The sequence below is a fragment of the Mesorhizobium sp. L-2-11 genome, from assembly GCF_016756595.1.
In the GTDB taxonomy this organism is placed as follows: Bacteria; Pseudomonadota; Alphaproteobacteria; order Rhizobiales; family Rhizobiaceae; genus Mesorhizobium.
The window spans coordinates 4,514,010-4,529,461 of the sequence record NZ_AP023257.1 but is presented as its reverse complement, the minus strand read 5'-3'; the positions used below and the strand labels follow the sequence as shown (position 1 = coordinate 4,529,461).

The following is a 15,452-nucleotide window of genomic DNA, read 5'->3' as shown; positions in this document are numbered from 1 at the left end:
TAATGATGCGTTTTGTCCGAGCGAATCCGGTGGTTCTGGCCGCCTTCATACTTGGGGCCACCAGTGTCGCCGAAGCCGGCGAGGGCGCTTTCGGCTGGCTGTCCGGCGACTGGTATCTGACGGTCGGCGCCACTGGCTTGGTCGCCCCCGATTTCGAAGGCAGCAAGAGTTATATACTCAGCGCCCAGCCGATCATCTCGCTCGGCAAGGCCGGTCCTGCGGCCCGCTTCACCTCGCGCAACGACAACATCTCGCTAGGGTTGATCGACGAAGGAGGCTTCCGCGCCGGCCTGGCCGGAAAAATCCTGTTTTCGCGCGATGGCGACGACGCCGACGAGTTGAGGGGCCTCGACCCGGTGCGCTGGGGCGGCGAGGCCGGCGGCTTCTTCGAATTCTATCCTTTGGACTGGGTGCGCGCCCGCGCCGAATTGCGGCACGGCATTCGCGCCCATAGCGGCTTCGTCGCCGACATCGCCGCCGACGCATTTTACGATGTGACGCCGGAGGTCAGGATTTCGGGCGGGCCGCGCGTTTCGTTCGCCTCGTCGGACTATTTCGACGCTTATTACGGCGTCGACGCCGGGGAAGCCGTGGCATCGGGCCTCAGCCGGTACCGACCGGGCGGTGGCGTGAAGTCGGCGGGCCTCGGCGGCGCGGTGACCTGGAAAGTGACTGAGCCGATGACGGCCAGCCTGTTCGGCGAATATGCGCGGCTGATGGGCCCGGCTGCCGATTCCAGCCTGGTCAAGGAGCGCGGCTCAAGGGATCAGTTCACGATCGGCGTATCGACGACCTATCGCTTCGATTTCTCGATGTGAGCGGGCAGGCGTCGGCTGGTTCATTTGATCAAACGGCTGTCGAACGGATAGCGGTACAGGCCGGCAATCGTGATGCTTGACGCCTGCTCGGCGATGCGTTCCAAGCGCAAGGCGCGGTCGGATTCAGCTGGCGAAAGCGGCTCGGCATGTTCCTTGCGGCGCGCCAATGTGCGGCACGGGGCAATGATACGATAGAGCTCTTCACTGCTGAACCCCAGACTGCGCAGATGATCGACCTTGTCCGTGGGGACCGACACAGGCGTCTCCTTGGCATCTTGCTGCCATTTGCCTACAAATGTATGCGCAACTGGCACATGAAGCGAGGAGGCGTCCGCGAGTTCGGGCTTTTCAATGGCGCCGGCCTCGTCTAAAAGCCCGGTCATGACGCAGTCTCCTCGCGTGCTCGCGATTGCGATACGAGTTACAGGCCCGGTGTTCCGGGCGGCCTGAGTGCCGCCGGAGCCGCCGGGAATTTTGCGCGCGGCCCCTCGCGCTTTTTCCAGATCATGATAGTTCAACGCCCGGGCTCTTTTGCCGGCAATGCATATGGCAGACCAATGACCGATACGCCGATGACCGACACTGTTGAAACGATCGACTATTCCAAAACGCTTTATCTGCCGCAGACGGATTTTCCGATGCGTGCCGGCTTGCCCGAGAAGGAGCCGCTGCTGGTCAAGCGCTGGCAGGACATGGAGCTCTACCGCAAGCTGCGCGAAAACGCCGCCGGTCGCGAAAAATACGTGCTGCATGACGGCCCGCCCTACGCCAACGGCAACATCCATATCGGCCATGCGCTGAACAAGATCCTCAAGGACGTCATCATCCGCTCGTTCCAGATGCGCGGCTACGACTCGAACTACGTGCCCGGCTGGGATTGCCACGGCCTGCCGATCGAATGGAAGATCGAGGAGCAATACCGCGCCAAGGGCAAGAACAAGGACGAGGTTCCGGTCAACGAGTTCCGCAAGGAATGCCGCGAGTTCGCCGCGCACTGGATCAAGGTGCAGGGCGGCGAGTTCCAGAGGCTCGGCGTCGTCGGCGACTTCGACAATCCCTATACGACGATGGCGTTCCATGCCGAGGCGCGCATCGCCGGCGAGTTGTTGAAATTCGCCATGTCGGGCCAGCTCTATCGCGGCTCCAAGCCGGTGATGTGGAGCGTGGTCGAGCGCACCGCACTGGCCGAGGCCGAGGTTGAATATCAGGATTATGAGAGCGACATGATCTGGGCGAAGTTCCCGGTCGTCAGCCTTGCCCGGCAAGTCACCGACGTCATCGATGGACAACTCGCAAAGCTGGATCCGAAGCTTACGCAGACGTCACTGGACTTGCTGGAGGCCGATGTCGTTATCTGGACGACAACGCCATGGACCATCCCCGGCAATCGCGCCGTGAACTATTCGCCACGCATCAACTATGGCCTCTACGAGGTCACTGCGGCCGAGAATGCTTTCGGCCCGCAGCCCGGCGAAAGGCTGATCTTTGCCGACGCGCTGGCGCAAGAGGCTGCAACCAAAGCCAAGGTGACGATGCACCGCCTCCGTAGCATTTCTGCCGAAGAGCTTGGAAGCCTTACGCTTTCTCATCCCTTCAAAGGTTTGAATGGCGGCTATGAATTCGATGTCCCATTGCTCGCCGGCGAGCATGTCACCGACGAAGCCGGCACCGGATTCGTCCACACCGCGCCGGGCCATGGCCGCGAGGATTTTGACGCCTGGATGGATGCGGCGTCGGATCTGCGCCAGCGCGGCATCGACACCGCGATCCCGTTCACCGTCGACGATGCCGGCTTCTTCACCAAGGATGCGCCAGGCTTTGGCGCGGACCGCGAGGGCGGTGCGGCGCGCGTCATCGACGACAACGGCAAGAAGGGCAACGCCAACCAGGCGGTCATCGACGAACTGATCAAGCACAACGCGCTGTTCGCGCGCGGCCGGCTGAAGCACAGCTACCCGCATTCCTGGCGCTCGAAAAAGCCGATCATCTTCCGCAATACGCCGCAATGGTTCGTCTATATGGACAAGGATCTCGGCGATGGCACGACGCTGCGCAGCCGTGCCCTGAAGGCGATCGACGACACCCGTTTCGTGCCAGGGGCGGGCCAGAACCGCATTCGTGCCATGATCGAGGAGCGCCCCGATTGGGTGCTGTCGCGCCAGCGCGCCTGGGGCGTGCCGATCGCCGTCTTCGCCGATGCCGACGGCAACATCCTGCGCGACGAGGCGGTCAACCAGCGCATCATCGACGCCTTCGAGAAGGAAGGCGCCGACGCGTGGTTTGCGGCCGGCGCCAAGGAGCGCTTCCTCGGCAATCACGATGCCTCGAAATGGCAGCAGGTGATGGACATCCTCGACGTCTGGTTCGATTCCGGCTCGACCCATGTCTTCACCCTGGAGGATCGTCCGGATCTGAAATGGCCGGCCGACGTCTATCTCGAAGGCTCCGACCAGCATCGCGGCTGGTTCCATTCCTCGCTGCTCGAAAGCTGCGGCACCAGGGGCAGGGCGCCTTACGACACCGTCGTCACCCATGGTTTCACCATGGACGAGGAGGGGCGGAAAATGTCGAAGTCACTCGGCAATACTGTGGTGCCGCAGGACGTCATCAAGCAGTCGGGCGCCGATATCCTGAGGCTATGGGTGGTGACCACCGACTACTGGGAAGACCAGCGGCTCGGCAAGAACGTGCTGCAGACCAACATCGACGCCTACCGCAAGCTGCGCAACACCATCCGCTGGATGCTGGGCACGCTTGCCCATGACGATGGCGAGGACGTGCCGCTGGACAAGATGCCGGAACTGGAGCGGCTGATGCTGCACCGGCTTTCCGAACTCGATGAAGTCGTGCGCGCCGGCTACGACGCCTTCGAGTTCAAGCGCATCACCCGCACGCTGCTCGACTTCATGGTGGTCGAGCTGTCGGCCTTCTATTTTGACGTCCGCAAGGACGCGCTCTACTGCGAGGCGCCGTCCAGCGTGAAGCGCAAGGCTTCGGTGCAGGTGGTGCGCCATCTGTTCGACTGCCTGGTGAAATGGCTGGCGCCGATGCTGCCTTTCACCATGGAGGAGGCCTGGCTCGACCGTCATCCGGACGCCGTCTCGGTGCATCTCGACCAGTTTCCGCAAATCCCGGCCGACTGGAAGAATGAGGCGCTGGCGGAAAAATGGCGCAAGGTGCGGCAGGTTCGCCGTGTCGTCACCGGCGCGCTGGAGATTGCCCGCGCCCAGAAGGTTATCGGCTCGTCGCTGGAAGCGGTGCCGGTCGTCACGCTCGATGATGCGGCGCTCGAAGCGGCGATATCAGATGTCGACATGGCCGAAATGGCGATCACCAGCGATCTGGTCATTGCGCATGGCTCAAGCGGTGACCGAGTGCCTTCTGGCGCCTTCACGCTGGACGACGTCAAGGGCGTCGCAGTGGTGGTCGAGAAGGCCGAGGACCGGGGCCTGCTCAAATGCGCGCGCTCATGGCGCTACACGGCCGATGTCGGGCAGGACAAGGAATTCCCCGACGTTTCGGCGCGGGACGCGGCGGTGCTGCATGAATTGAAGGCGCTTGGTCGGTTTTGATGCATGTCGCCCAAAAGCATGCCCCCGGGGCTGACCCGGGGTGTGTAGCGGTTTTGGGATAACGACATGCACGGCCAGAATGCATGTCGCCCAAAAGCATGCCCCCCGGGCCTGACCCGGGGGTGTGTAGCGGTTTTGGGATAGCGACATGCATCAGACCATATCGGTGCACAAATGCCACTGCGGGCGGCTGATCGGCCCCCGCTCGTTGCCCTTAACGAGTGGTTGAGGTAAACACGCGAAACTCCGGACGACAAATTGTCGCCGGATTTCCGTCGGAAGAGCATAGGCGATGGGGACCGGACCTTTGGCCGGTGGCGATCGAGAGGCTGTCTAGAGTGGGACTTTTTGGCATGACCGAAAGAACTTGCGCGCGCGTTGCGCTGCTGGCGCCGCTTGTCGTATCCGGCCTGGCCCTGTCCGGCTGCATGGGCTCGCCGACCTACGGGACCGACAAGACCGCCTCCGCCCAGCTTGCCGGCGATCTCACCAGCGCTTTTTCAGTGATGCCGAAGAACAAGGAAAAGATCGACTACAAGCCGCGCCCCGAACTGGTGAAGCCGGCGCCGGGACAGAAGGAATTGCCGCCGCCGCAGGACAGCATCGCCACGGCAAGCGCCGATTGGCCGGAATCGCCCGAGCAACGCCGCGCTCGCCTGCGCGCCGAGGCCACGCTCAATCAGGACGATCCGTTCTACCAGGCGCAGATCGTTGATGACGTCCAGACGGATCCGGCCGCGATCAAGGCTGCATTGAAGGAGTCGGGTTCCAGTCATCCGCCGGCCTGGAAGCCGGCGGATTCGGACAAGGGCCGCGCCGCCGAGGTCAAGCGCCGCCTCGCCGAACAAAAGCAGGGTGACCCGAACACCCGCAGATATCTGAGCGAGCCGCCGGTGCAATATCGCGCCGCTGCCGCCACCGCGCCGGTCGACGACCTCGGCGAGGACGAGTACAAGAAAGAACGCCGCCTCAAGCGGGAAGCGGCCGCCAAGAACAAGAGCGGCGGCATGTTCGACTGGCTGCCGTGGTAGGCTGCCGGCGCTACGGTTCGCGTCGCTCCCTGAAAAAATCCTTCAGAAGCAGCGCCGCGTCGCGCTCGGCCATGCCTGGATAGATGTCTGGCACGTGGTGGCAGGTCGGTGAGGCGAAGAATCGCACGCCGTTGACGACAGCGCCGCCTTTCTCGTCGGCGGCGCCAAAATAAAGCCGGCGCAGCCTGGCGAAGGAAATGGCGCCGGCGCACATGGCGCAGGGCTCCAGCGTCACATAGAGATCGTGGCCGATGAGCCGCTCGCTTGACAGTTTGCGGCATGCCTCGCGGATCGCCAGCATCTCGGCATGGGCGGAAGGGTCGGCAAGCTCGCGGGTGCGGTTGCCGGCACTGGCAATGACCGCATCGCCGCTGGCGATGACCGCGCCGACCGGCACTTCGCCGCGCAGCGCGGCGGCTGCGGCCTCCTTCAGCGCCAGCGCCATGAAATCCGGCCGCTTCAAGCGGTTTCCATTCCTATTATCTCCTCGCTACTGCGGCGTGATCCTGTTATCTAATGCATGTCGCGCAAAAGTGCGCAGCGGTTTTGCGATAACGACATGCACAAACAACAACCTAAAGCGCGTCGCCTGAGGCCGGCCAAACGCGACGCGCTTTAGCGCATGACCCCGAAAACCGGAATCGGTTTCGCAAGGGATCATGCGCCAAATCAAAGTCCTGCAGCGTCGTTTGCGCGTCCCGTACGGACGCGCGGCGCTGTAGTGCAAACGAGCAAAGCCACATGGACGACAAAGACAAGAAATTCCCGGGCCAAAAGGGTCCGCGCCAAAAGGATCCGGGCCAAAAGGGTTCGGGCAAGAACGGCCCGAAACCGTCGAGCCCGCATGGTCGCGATGCAGCTGCCGGCAAGGGCGGCAAGCCGTCCTTCGGCGCGAAAAAACCGTACGCGCCGCGTGGCGACCGGCCGATGGCGGCTGACGGCGAGCGGCCGAAGCGTGACTTCAAAAGTGGCGACCGGCCGTTCAGCAAGGGGCCGCGCCCTGACGGCAAGCCCTACGAGAAGCGTGACGGGCCGCGCAAGCCATACGCCCCGCGCGGCGACCGCCCGCTGGCGGCTGACGGCGAGCGGCCGAAACGCGACTTAAAGAGTGGCGGGCCGTTCAGCAAGGGGCCGCGCCCTGACGGCAAGCCTTATGAAAAGCGCGAGGGGCCTCGAAAGCCCTATGCGCCGCGCGGCGACCGGCCGATGGCAGCCGACGGCGAGCGGCCGAAGCGCGACTTCAAGAGTGGCGAACGGCCGTTCCGCAACGGGCCAGAGGGCAAGCCTTACGAGAAGCGCGAAGGTCCGCGCAAACCCTACGCGCCGCGCGGTGAGCGGCCGGCGGCTGCCGAAGGTGAGCGCAGTGAAAGGCGCTTCGACCGTCCCAGGGGAGACTTCAGCGATCGCCCAAAACGCGACTTCGGCGATCGGCCCAAGCGCGATTTTGCCGGTGATCGGCCGCAAGGGGCATCGGGCGGGTTCAAGCCGCGCCCGCGTCCCGCCGAAGCGACGGAAGAGGCTGGTGAGCGCATTGCCAAGCGGCTGGCCCGCGCCGGCCTTGCCTCGCGTCGCGATGCCGAGGAACTGATCGCGGCCGGCCGCGTCAAGGTCAATGGAAGGGTGCTGTCCTCGCCGGCCTTCAATGTGATGCCTGGCGACATCATCCATCTCGACGGCATGGAGATCCCGCCGATCGAGCGCACCCGGCTGTTCCTGTTCCACAAGCCGGCCGGCGTCGTCACCACCAATCGCGATCCCGAGGGCCGCAAGACCGTCTTCGACGTGCTGCCGGCCGACCTGCCGCGGCTGATGACCATCGGCCGGCTCGACATCAACACCGAAGGCCTGCTGCTGCTCACCAATGACGGCGGGCTGGCGCGCGTGCTCGAACTGCCGGCGACCGGCTGGCTCAGGCGCTACCGCGTACGCGTCCACGGCAAGGTCGAGGAAAGTGCGCTCGCCGGCTTACGCGAAGGCATCGCCGTCGACGGCGTCTTCTATGGCGCCATCGAGGCGACGCTCGACCGCGAGCAAGGCACCAACGCCTGGCTGACGCTCGGCCTGCGCGAAGGCAAGAACCGCGAAGTCAGGAACATACTGGGCTCGCTCGGCCTCGACGTGACGCGACTGATCCGCATTTCCTACGGACCGTTCCAGCTCGACGACCTGCCCGAGGGCCATGTGCTGGAGATCAAGGGCCGGGTGCTGCGCGACCAGCTCGGCGAGCGCCTGGTCGAGGAGTCCGGCGCCAATTTCGACGCTGACATCACCAAGCCGTTTTCCAACAGGCCGGTGCGGCGCGAGCGGGAAGAGGAACCGGAGCGGCCGAAATTCATCCGCGATGGCGAACGCCGTCCGATCGGCGAGGGCGGATTGATCAAGAACCGCAAGCGCCGCGAAGGCACCCGCGACGAGGCGCTGGGCAAGCTGTCGACAAGTCTCGGCAGAAGTTTTGGGCCGGAAAAGAGCTTTGGTGAGCGTGGCCCCAAAACTGAACGCAGCGGGCCAGGCGGCTTTGGCGGCAAGCCGGGCGGCGGGAAAAAATCCGTACGCGAGCAGCGCCCGATCGAGCCGCCGGGCCAGCGCAAGGCCAATGTCTGGATGGCGCCGGGCGCGCGGCCGATCGGCAAGGGCAGGGCGGACGCCGATGCCGCCAAGGCGGCCGAAGCCAAGGAACGCAAGGCTTCGTTCAAGCCGTCTTACGGCAAGCCCGCCCATGGAAAGCCGGGAGGGGGAAAACCGGGAGGCGCAAAGCCGTTCGGCAAGCCGCGTGGCGAACGCCCAAGTTCCGGCGGCAGTGATAGCGGCAAAGGCGGTGACCGACCGCGCAGCGGCCCCAGGGGATCAAGGGGAGGCAATGCGGATCGTCGGCGGTGAGTTTCGCGGGCGTCCGCTGGCGACGCCCCGCTCAAGCGCCATCCGTCCGACCTCCGACCGCACCCGCGAGGCTGTGTTCAACGTGCTGGCGCATCGTTTCCCCGACAGGCTGGTCGGCGCGCGGGTGCTCGACCTGTTCGCCGGCACCGGCGCGTTCGGCCTCGAGGCGCTGTCGCGTGGCGCGTCTTATGGCGTCTTCATCGAAGAATCGGCGGAAGGGCGCGGCCTGATCCGCACCAATGTCGAGGCCTTCGGCCTCACCGGGCGTACCAAGATATTCCGTCGCGACGCTACGGCTCTGGGCGAGGCGGGCACGATGGCCGCGTTCGGCCTGGTGTTCGCCGACCCGCCCTATGGCAAGGGCCTCGGCGAGCGTGCCTTGCGCTCGGCCAAGGCCGGCGGCTGGCTCGCCCCCGGGGCGCTCTGCGTCGTCGAGGAGGCGGCAGCGGCGCCGTTCGAGGCAGGACCGGGCTTTTCGGTTATCGACGAGCGCAGCTATGGCGAGACGGTTATCCGTTTTATCGAGGTTGGATGAAGGGGGCGCAGCGCCTTCAAAATGACGAACAAATCAATTTGCCTGTGGCAACACCCCCGCCTATCGTTCCACCCCATGACGACCGGAGTCGTTAATGACATCTCAGGCTGACTGGCTGCGCGGAACGCTTTTTGCGCTGGCTCTCGTGATGACCGGCCCGGTTCTGGCCGAAAACAAGCCGGACGACGGCAAGGTGACGAATTTCCTGCTCGACAACGGCATGGAGGTTGTTGTCATCCCCGATCACCGCGCCCCGATTGTCACTCATATGGTGTGGTACAAGATCGGCAGCGCCGATGAGCCGCCGGGCAAGTCCGGCATCGCCCATTTCTTCGAGCATCTGATGTTCAAGGCGACGACCAATCATGCGGCCGGCGCGTTCGACCGCGCCGTCTCCGCCATCGGCGGTTCGAACAACGCTTTCACCTCCTATGACTACACCGCCTTTTACGAGACGGTGGTGCCGCAGGCGCTCGAGCAGATGATGGATTTCGAGGCCGATCGCATGCGCAACCTCATCCTCAACGACGACGTCATCGCCACCGAGCGCGACGTCATCCTCGAGGAACGCCGCTCGCGCATCGACAGCAATCCGCAGGCAGTGCTCGGCGAGGAGGTCGACGCCACGCTCTGGCAGAACCAGCCCTATCGTATTCCGGTGATCGGCTGGATGCAGGAAATGGAGAAGCTGAACCGCGCCGACGCCAAGGCCTTCTACGACAAATATTATACGCCCAACAACGCCGTGCTGGTGGTCGCCGGCGATGTCGAGCCGCAGCTGGTCAAGGCGCTGGCCGAAAAGACCTATGGCAAGGTCGCGCGTGGTCCAGACCTGCCGCCGCGCATCCGCCCGGTCGAACCCGAACAGAACACCAGGCGCACGGTGACGCTCACCGACGCGCGTGTCAGCGTGCCGAACTTTTCGACGCAATGGGTGGTTCCCTCCTATCACACTGCGAAGCCGGGCGAAGCGGAAGCGTTGGACCTGCTGGCGGAGATCCTCGGCGGCGGCAGCCGCAGCCGGCTCTACCAGCAGCTTGTCGTCAAGCAAGGCATTGCCGCCGAGGCCGGCGCCTTTTTTCAGGGCACCATGCTCGACGCCACCAACTTCACCGTCTATGGCGCGCCGCGCGGCGACGCCAAGCTGGCCGACGTCCAGGCGGCGGTCGAGGCCGAGGTCGCCCGCATCGCCAAGGACGGCGTCACATCAGGCGAGCTGGAGAAGGCCAAGGATCGTTTCGTCCGCTCGATGATCTTCGCGCGCGACAAGCAGGATTCGATGGCCAACATCTACGGCGCGACGCTCGCCACCGGCGGCAACGTCAGGGATGTCGAGGAATGGCCTGGCCGCATCCGCAAGGTCACCGCCGACGAAGTCAGGCAGGTTGCGGCGCGCTATCTCAATCTCAACCATTCGACATCAGGCTATCTCTTGCCGCAGACACAGGCAGGGAATTGATGTGATGAGGAACCAGCATAGCCGCGCGTTTTGCCTTCTCCCCTTGTGGGAGAAGGTGGATTGGCGCGCAGCGCCAAGCCGGATGAGGGGTGTTGGACGGAGTGCTGTTGGTGCCAAGCTGGAACACCCCTCATCCGACCGAGCTGCGCTCGGCCACCTTCTCCCACAGGGGGAGAAGGGAAGATCGCGCATAGCCCCTTTAGTCACCCTGCTCCTCTCCCTCGTCTTCCTCGTCCTGCCGGCGCTTTCCGCTCGTGCGGCCATGAGCATCCAGGAGGTGACGTCGTCAAAGGGCATCACCGCCTGGCTGGTGGAGGATTATTCCGTGCCGCTCGTCGCCATCCGCTTCGCGTTCGATGGCGGCACGACGCAGGATCCCGCTGGAAAGGAGGGCCTTGCCAATCTGATGAGCGGCCTGTTCGACGAGGGCGCCGGCAATCTCGACAGCGAGGACTTCCAGATCAAGCTCGACGACGTCGGCGCCGAGTTGAGCTTCGAGGCGGCGCGCGACGGCATCTATGGCTCGATGCGCATGCTTGCCGAGCAGCGCGACGCGGCGTTCGACCTGTTGCGGCTGGCGGTCACAGAGCCGCGTTTCGACCAGGCGCCAATCGACCGCATCCGCGCGCAAGTGCTGTCCGGCATCATCGCCAACGAGCTTGACCCGGACACGCTCGCCCAGCGCAAATGGCTGGAGGCGCTATACGGCACTCATCCCTATGCACGGCCCGAGGAAGGCACCAGGCAAAGCATTGCCACCATCACGCCGGACGATCTCATCGCCTTTCACAAGGCGAATTTCGCTCGCGACGGGCTGCATGTGGCGGTGGTCGGCGCCATCGATGCCGAGACGTTGAAGAAAAAGCTCGATCTGGTCTTCGGCGGCCTGCCGCAACATCAGGCGCTCAGCGCGGTCGCCGATGTCGATCCGAAACTCAACCAGCAGCTCGAGGTCAACTACGATCAGCCCCAGACATCGCTGCAACTCGCCTATCCCGGCGTCGAGCGGAGTGCGCCCGATTTCTTCGCCGCGGTTCTGATGAACGAGATCCTCGGCGGCAGCGCCTTCACCTCGCGGCTGTTCGAAGAGGTGCGTGAAAAACGCGGTCTGGCCTACAGCGTCAGTTCCGACCTGGTCGACCACCAGCACGCTAACGCCCTGGCCATCACGACATCGACCCGCGCGGATCGGGCGGCCGAGACTTTGGCAGTGGTGCGCGAGGTGGTGAAGCGCATGGCCCAGGAAGGGCCGACCGAAGCAGAACTGGCGGCGACCAAGAAATACTTGGTCGGCGCCTACGCCATCAACAATCTGAACTCCTCTGCCGCCATCGCCGCGACGCTGCTCGAACTGCAACTCGACAAGCTCGGCATCGACTATATGCAGCGGCGCGCCGCCCTCATCAACGCGGTGACGCTGGATCAGGTCAAGGCGGCGGCGAAAAAGCTGCTCTCCGCCGAGCCGGCCATCATGGTCGTCGGGCCGAAGCACGGTGAGGCCAAGGAGGAATGAGCCATTGCCCGCATGCCGCACACTGGCCTGCGCCGGTTGGCTCCCCCTTCTCCCCTTGTGGGAGAAGGTGTCGCCGAAGGCGACGGATGAGGGGTGCTCCAGCTTGGCGCCAACAGTACTCCGTCCAACACCCCTCATCCGTCTCGGCGCTGCGCGCCGATCCACCTTCTCCCACAAGGGGAGAAGGAAAGACGCGCAGCGGCCCCGAATTCCCCTTTAGCACCGCCGCATGGAGTGTGGGAAATGGCGGCTAGCAACGGCCCCACTTTCGGCATCGCCTTCGGCGGCGGCGGCGCGCGCGGCCTGGCGCATATCCATGTCATCGAGGTGCTGGACGAGCTGGGTATAAGGCCGGTCGCCATATCAGGCTCATCGATCGGCGCCATCATGGGCGCCGGCATGGCTTCGGGCATGGCCGGCAGCGACATTCACGCCTACTTGCGCTCGATCCTCGGCCGCCGCGCCGAGGTGGCGGCGCGCATGTGGCGGGCGCGGCCAGGCACCTTTGCCGAGGCGCTGCAGGGCGGGCTGGGTGTCACCCAGTTCAATGTAGAGCGCATCCTCAAGGCATTCATGCCCGACGCCATACCCGAAAGCTTCGCCGAGCTGAAAATACCGCTGAAGGTGACGGCCACGGATTTCTTCGGCCATAAGGTCGCCGTGCTGAGCGACGGCGACCTGCATTCAGCGCTTGCCGCCTCTGCGGCTATTCCCGCGGTATTTCGCCCTGTGATGCGCGACGGCAGACTGCTGATCGACGGCGGCATCTACAATCCGGTGCCGTTCGACCTGATCGAGGACGACGCCGACATCATCGTCGCCGTCGACGTCGTTGGCGCGCCGACCAAAGGCGGGCGCAAATACCCGACCTCCGTAGACCTGATGTTCGGCGCCACGCAATTGATGATGCAGTCGATCATCGCCGCAAAGCTGAGGCAATGCCAGCCGGACATACTGGTCAGGCCGGCGGTGTCGAAATACCGCGTGCTCGATTTCATGAAGATCGACGCCTTGATGGCCGAAACGGCTGATATCAAAGACGAGCTGAAGCGGGAGATCGAGAAGGCGGTGGAGATGCGGGCCAAGGTCGACACGAGCAAGCGCACCAAGCAGGTGGGGGGCGTGGCGCGGAAACTCTGACGCCTGGCGGCCTCAGTGCATGCGTTTGACCTTCTCGAACATCCGCACTCCGAGAAACCCAGCAGACCCCCCGCAGCATGACTATTCCGTTGCGGCCTGAACCGTTCGCCGGTCGACCGAACGGTTGAGGATCAGCCCCCCGGCACGGTTTTCGCACGCTGTTCGCGGCTGTTGCCGCACGCCCGGGCAGATCGCCGCCAGTCCCTCCATAGTCAGCACGTCGGGTATTCTGGTGTGGCTGACGCAAAGCGCCCCGCCGGCGCCCCATGCCGCTTCGAACGACATGTCAGGCGCGGCCTCGTCCTGTTGAATGCCCTTGTGATCGTAGACGACGATCGGCGTCCCGTTGCGGGTGTGGCCGACGCCATCGCCGCAATAATCGGCGCGGATCATGCGGGTGCACGCCTGATGATGATCCCACAGCGGTGTGCCGTCCGGCGACCTCTCCCAGGGCCGATATCCAAAGCGCACGCATTTCGCCTGGGCACCGCCGGTGCAGGTGATGCTGAACGCCGTGTCGGACGGCAAATGGCGACCGTCCTGCGTCCAGGTGCCGGCGAGCGGAAAGCCCATGCGCCGGCCCTCGATGTCCGGTTCGCAGATGTTGCGCCACGCACCGCCAGTCGGGTCGCGGGTCGACATGGCGTAGAGCATGATCCCGCCATCCGGATTCCTCGGATCGATCTCGACCGCATCGATGCGCAGCGGCACCTGGTCCCGTCCGTCAGCAATCGTCAGAATGGCGCCGACGAGATCCTCTTGAGGAAGAATGCGACCATCTGCCGTCGTCACTTCGAACCTTGTGCCGACAACGGAGATCGACCTGATCGTTTGTTTGGCCCCTGCATCAGCCGGAGGCACCGCGGCCATGCTGGAAATGGCTGTGGCAAGGACCACCAATGCATGGCGGCCGATATGGGCAGGGCGGTGGGCTGACATGGTTGGTTCCTGACGGCAGTTTTGCTAGCGAAGCGCGGCCAATGAGAACGGACAGCACAACGCCGTCCGTTCGATTGTCGATAAAATCGGGTGCGCGCCTTAACGCCTCCGCGTCGGGGTCGGCCGGTCGTTATTGGTCCCGGCGCTGCCAGTGCCGTGCTGGCCGGACGGAAGCCCGTTGCTCTTCTTGCCCGCGATCGATGACCGGTTCTTCTGGACAGCCGGCAAACCGCGGATGTTAGGGTCGATGACGGAGCGGAAGTTCGGGTCGATGACGGAGCGGATGTTCGGGTCGATGATGGACCTGCCGGCCGGAGCGAGGCTTTTCGCCAGAACGATGCCGTCGGCATGCACGCCGTTGAGTGCATAGACGCCGAGGCCGTTGTGGGTCAATGAATTGCTGGTCAGCGAATTCTGCTTCAGCCCGTTCAGCGATTTGCCGTTCCCGGTGACGACCGGCCAACCGGCGCTGGCCGGGGCCGCGAGGCAGGCCATTGCCGCGGCAGCGGCCATGTATGTCTTGAAGCGATTCATCTTGATTTCCCTTTTTCGTTTTCAGCGGAGCCATCCCGTCGGGTTCGCTCCATAAGCGGCTTTTCGCTCCCGGCTGTTTCGGACGAATGCCGAATTCAGCCGTTTCTGTTTCAATTGTTGCGGTCTGGCCCGGTCACGCACTCGGCGAGCGCCCGCCTTGTCATGGTGCAGACAGGTATGACGGCCCGCGTCTGCATCCCCTCAAATAAATCACCGCGTACGCACGGCGCAGCGACACAAAGGAAACCTTCAGCCGGCAAATTGACAAATCCGTGCAACATCCCCGCGTCATTGGTGAGGCCAGAAACAGGAGATTTCTGGCGATGCAATCTTTGCGAACCACCCGATCGAGCGGCGAGGCGACGGCGGCCCAAACGGCACGTCTGGCGGTGGTGGCGGGTACGCCTGGCCTGCTGCTGACGGCATATGCGGCGGCGACGTCGACGTCGCTGACCATCCGCGCCGATCTCGCGCTGACGCTGATGGACATGCTGGTGCTGGCCACCGTCGCCGTAGTGGCTGGCGGCCGCAACAATGCGGGCACCGGTGGCAAGCGTCAGGCGGCCTTGGCCGAGACGCTCGCCAATGCGTTCGCTGCGCTGGGCATGTGCCTCTCAATGGCTGTCGTCGCCAGCATCGCGGTCCAGCGCATCGCAGCCGGTGGCGTCGAGCCCCACGGCCAGGGCGTCGTTCTCGCCATGAGCGTGAACCTGGCTTACGCGATAATCAACCTATGGATCCTGCGCCGATGGAAGGCCCGCAACAGGCTTGCTGCATCCGCGCTGGCCCGCGCGCAAATCTGCCTGTTCTCGGACAAGATGTCGTCGAACCTGCTCATCGCCGCATCGCTCGCAACAGCGATGATTTGGCAAGGCACGATGATAGCCCGCTTCATCGATCCGGTTGCCGGGCTGCTGATCGCGACGATGACCGCGCGCTGGACCATTCCTGTTGTGCACGACACGGTGCGAAGCTTGCGGCGGGAACATCGCCGGGCGCGCCGGCCGGTCGTGTAAGGCGAAGCCACAGACCAT

Annotated in this window: 13 protein-coding genes; 9 read left to right on the top strand and 4 right to left on the bottom strand. The window is 64.3% G+C overall.

Annotated elements, in window-relative coordinates; all coding sequences use genetic code 11:
* Positions 1–5 precede the first annotated feature (5 nt).
* The gene (locus JG739_RS21720) at positions 6–818 is read left to right on the top strand and encodes a MipA/OmpV family protein (RefSeq protein ID WP_202367572.1); all 813 of its coding nucleotides are present in this window, start codon (positions 6–8) and stop codon (positions 816–818) included.
* Positions 819–838: 20 nt separating this feature from the next.
* On the opposite strand, the gene JG739_RS21715 is transcribed toward JG739_RS21720, so the two are convergent.
* Positions 839–1,336 (bottom strand): antitoxin Xre-like helix-turn-helix domain-containing protein, encoded by a 498-nt coding sequence (locus JG739_RS21715; RefSeq protein WP_202363313.1) that lies wholly within the window; start codon positions 1,334–1,336, stop codon positions 839–841.
* Between the two features lie 54 nt (positions 1,337–1,390).
* On the opposite strand from JG739_RS21715, the gene ileS reads away from it, so the two are divergent.
* Together ileS and JG739_RS21705 are read left to right on the top strand one after the other, a co-directional pair.
* The gene (gene ileS, locus JG739_RS21710; protein WP_202363312.1) at positions 1,391–4,390 is read left to right on the top strand and encodes an isoleucine--tRNA ligase; all 3,000 of its coding nucleotides are present in this window, start codon (positions 1,391–1,393) and stop codon (positions 4,388–4,390) included.
* Positions 4,391–4,743: 353 nt separating this feature from the next.
* Positions 4,744–5,421 carry a hypothetical protein gene (locus JG739_RS21705; protein ID WP_202363311.1) on the top strand — a complete coding sequence of 226 codons (678 nt, stop codon included), beginning with the start codon at positions 4,744–4,746 and terminating at the stop codon, positions 5,419–5,421.
* A 10-nt stretch (positions 5,422–5,431) separates the two neighbouring features.
* On the opposite strand, the gene JG739_RS21700 is transcribed toward JG739_RS21705, so the two are convergent.
* On the bottom strand, positions 5,432–5,884 hold the full coding sequence (locus JG739_RS21700; protein WP_202363310.1) for a nucleoside deaminase: 453 nt from the start codon (positions 5,882–5,884) through the stop codon (positions 5,432–5,434).
* 278 nt (positions 5,885–6,162) lie between these two features.
* Between JG739_RS21700 and JG739_RS21695 the strand changes: the two genes are divergently transcribed.
* The 5 genes from JG739_RS21695 to JG739_RS21675 all read left to right on the top strand — a co-directional run bounded on the left by JG739_RS21695 (position 6,163) and on the right by JG739_RS21675 (position 12,945).
* Positions 6,163–8,298, top strand: coding sequence for a pseudouridine synthase (locus tag JG739_RS21695; protein WP_202363309.1), 2,136 nt, complete (start codon positions 6,163–6,165; stop codon positions 8,296–8,298).
* A complete protein-coding gene (rsmD, locus tag JG739_RS21690; RefSeq protein ID WP_202363308.1) occupies positions 8,279–8,833 on the top strand; it encodes a 16S rRNA (guanine(966)-N(2))-methyltransferase RsmD in 555 nt (184 codons plus the stop codon). The genes JG739_RS21695 and rsmD overlap by 20 nt, the downstream gene beginning before the upstream one ends.
* Before the next feature lie 94 nt (positions 8,834–8,927).
* Positions 8,928–10,292 (top strand): M16 family metallopeptidase, encoded by a 1,365-nt coding sequence (locus JG739_RS21685; RefSeq protein ID WP_202363307.1) that lies wholly within the window; start codon positions 8,928–8,930, stop codon positions 10,290–10,292.
* A 262-nt stretch (positions 10,293–10,554) separates the two neighbouring features.
* Positions 10,555–11,805, top strand: coding sequence for a M16 family metallopeptidase (locus tag JG739_RS21680; RefSeq protein ID WP_446720510.1), 1,251 nt, complete (start codon positions 10,555–10,557; stop codon positions 11,803–11,805).
* A gap of 243 nt (positions 11,806–12,048) precedes the next feature.
* Positions 12,049–12,945, top strand: coding sequence for a patatin-like phospholipase family protein (locus JG739_RS21675; protein WP_202363306.1), 897 nt, complete (start codon positions 12,049–12,051; stop codon positions 12,943–12,945).
* Between the two features lie 81 nt (positions 12,946–13,026).
* On the opposite strand, the gene JG739_RS21670 is transcribed toward JG739_RS21675, so the two are convergent.
* Together JG739_RS21670 and JG739_RS21665 are read right to left on the bottom strand one after the other, a co-directional pair.
* Positions 13,027–13,884 (bottom strand): ADYC domain-containing protein, encoded by an 858-nt coding sequence (locus JG739_RS21670; RefSeq protein ID WP_202363305.1) that lies wholly within the window; start codon positions 13,882–13,884, stop codon positions 13,027–13,029.
* Positions 13,885–13,983: 99 nt separating this feature from the next.
* On the bottom strand, positions 13,984–14,418 hold the full coding sequence (locus JG739_RS21665) for a hypothetical protein (protein ID WP_202363304.1): 435 nt from the start codon (positions 14,416–14,418) through the stop codon (positions 13,984–13,986).
* 323 nt (positions 14,419–14,741) lie between these two features.
* Here JG739_RS21665 and JG739_RS21660 point away from each other — a divergent pair, with 323 nt between their 5' ends.
* Entirely contained in the window at positions 14,742–15,434 is a 693-nt protein-coding gene (locus tag JG739_RS21660) for a hypothetical protein (protein WP_202363303.1), read from the top strand.
* Positions 15,435–15,452 lie beyond the last annotated feature (18 nt).

What these genes read in the sequence shown, in the direction of transcription:
- JG739_RS21665 (WP_202363304.1), bottom strand. Translation starts at nt 14,418, where the DNA reads ATGAATCGCTTCAAGACATACATGGCCGCTGCCGCGGCAATGGCCTGC.
- JG739_RS21685 (WP_202363307.1), top strand. Translation starts at nt 8,928, where the DNA reads ATGACATCTCAGGCTGACTGGCTGCGCGGAACGCTTTTTGCGCTGGCT.
- JG739_RS21675 (WP_202363306.1), top strand. Translation starts at nt 12,049, where the DNA reads ATGGCGGCTAGCAACGGCCCCACTTTCGGCATCGCCTTCGGCGGCGGC.
- JG739_RS21695 (WP_202363309.1), top strand. Translation starts at nt 6,163, where the DNA reads ATGGACGACAAAGACAAGAAATTCCCGGGCCAAAAGGGTCCGCGCCAA.
- JG739_RS21680 (WP_446720510.1), top strand. Translation starts at nt 10,555, where the DNA reads ATGAGCATCCAGGAGGTGACGTCGTCAAAGGGCATCACCGCCTGGCTG.
- JG739_RS21720 (WP_202367572.1), top strand. Translation starts at nt 6, where the DNA reads ATGCGTTTTGTCCGAGCGAATCCGGTGGTTCTGGCCGCCTTCATACTT.
- JG739_RS21705 (WP_202363311.1), top strand. Translation starts at nt 4,744, where the DNA reads ATGACCGAAAGAACTTGCGCGCGCGTTGCGCTGCTGGCGCCGCTTGTC.
- JG739_RS21660 (WP_202363303.1), top strand. Translation starts at nt 14,742, where the DNA reads ATGCAATCTTTGCGAACCACCCGATCGAGCGGCGAGGCGACGGCGGCC.
- ileS (WP_202363312.1), top strand. Translation starts at nt 1,391, where the DNA reads ATGACCGACACTGTTGAAACGATCGACTATTCCAAAACGCTTTATCTG.
- JG739_RS21670 (WP_202363305.1), bottom strand. Translation starts at nt 13,884, where the DNA reads ATGTCAGCCCACCGCCCTGCCCATATCGGCCGCCATGCATTGGTGGTC.
- rsmD (WP_202363308.1), top strand. Translation starts at nt 8,279, where the DNA reads ATGCGGATCGTCGGCGGTGAGTTTCGCGGGCGTCCGCTGGCGACGCCC.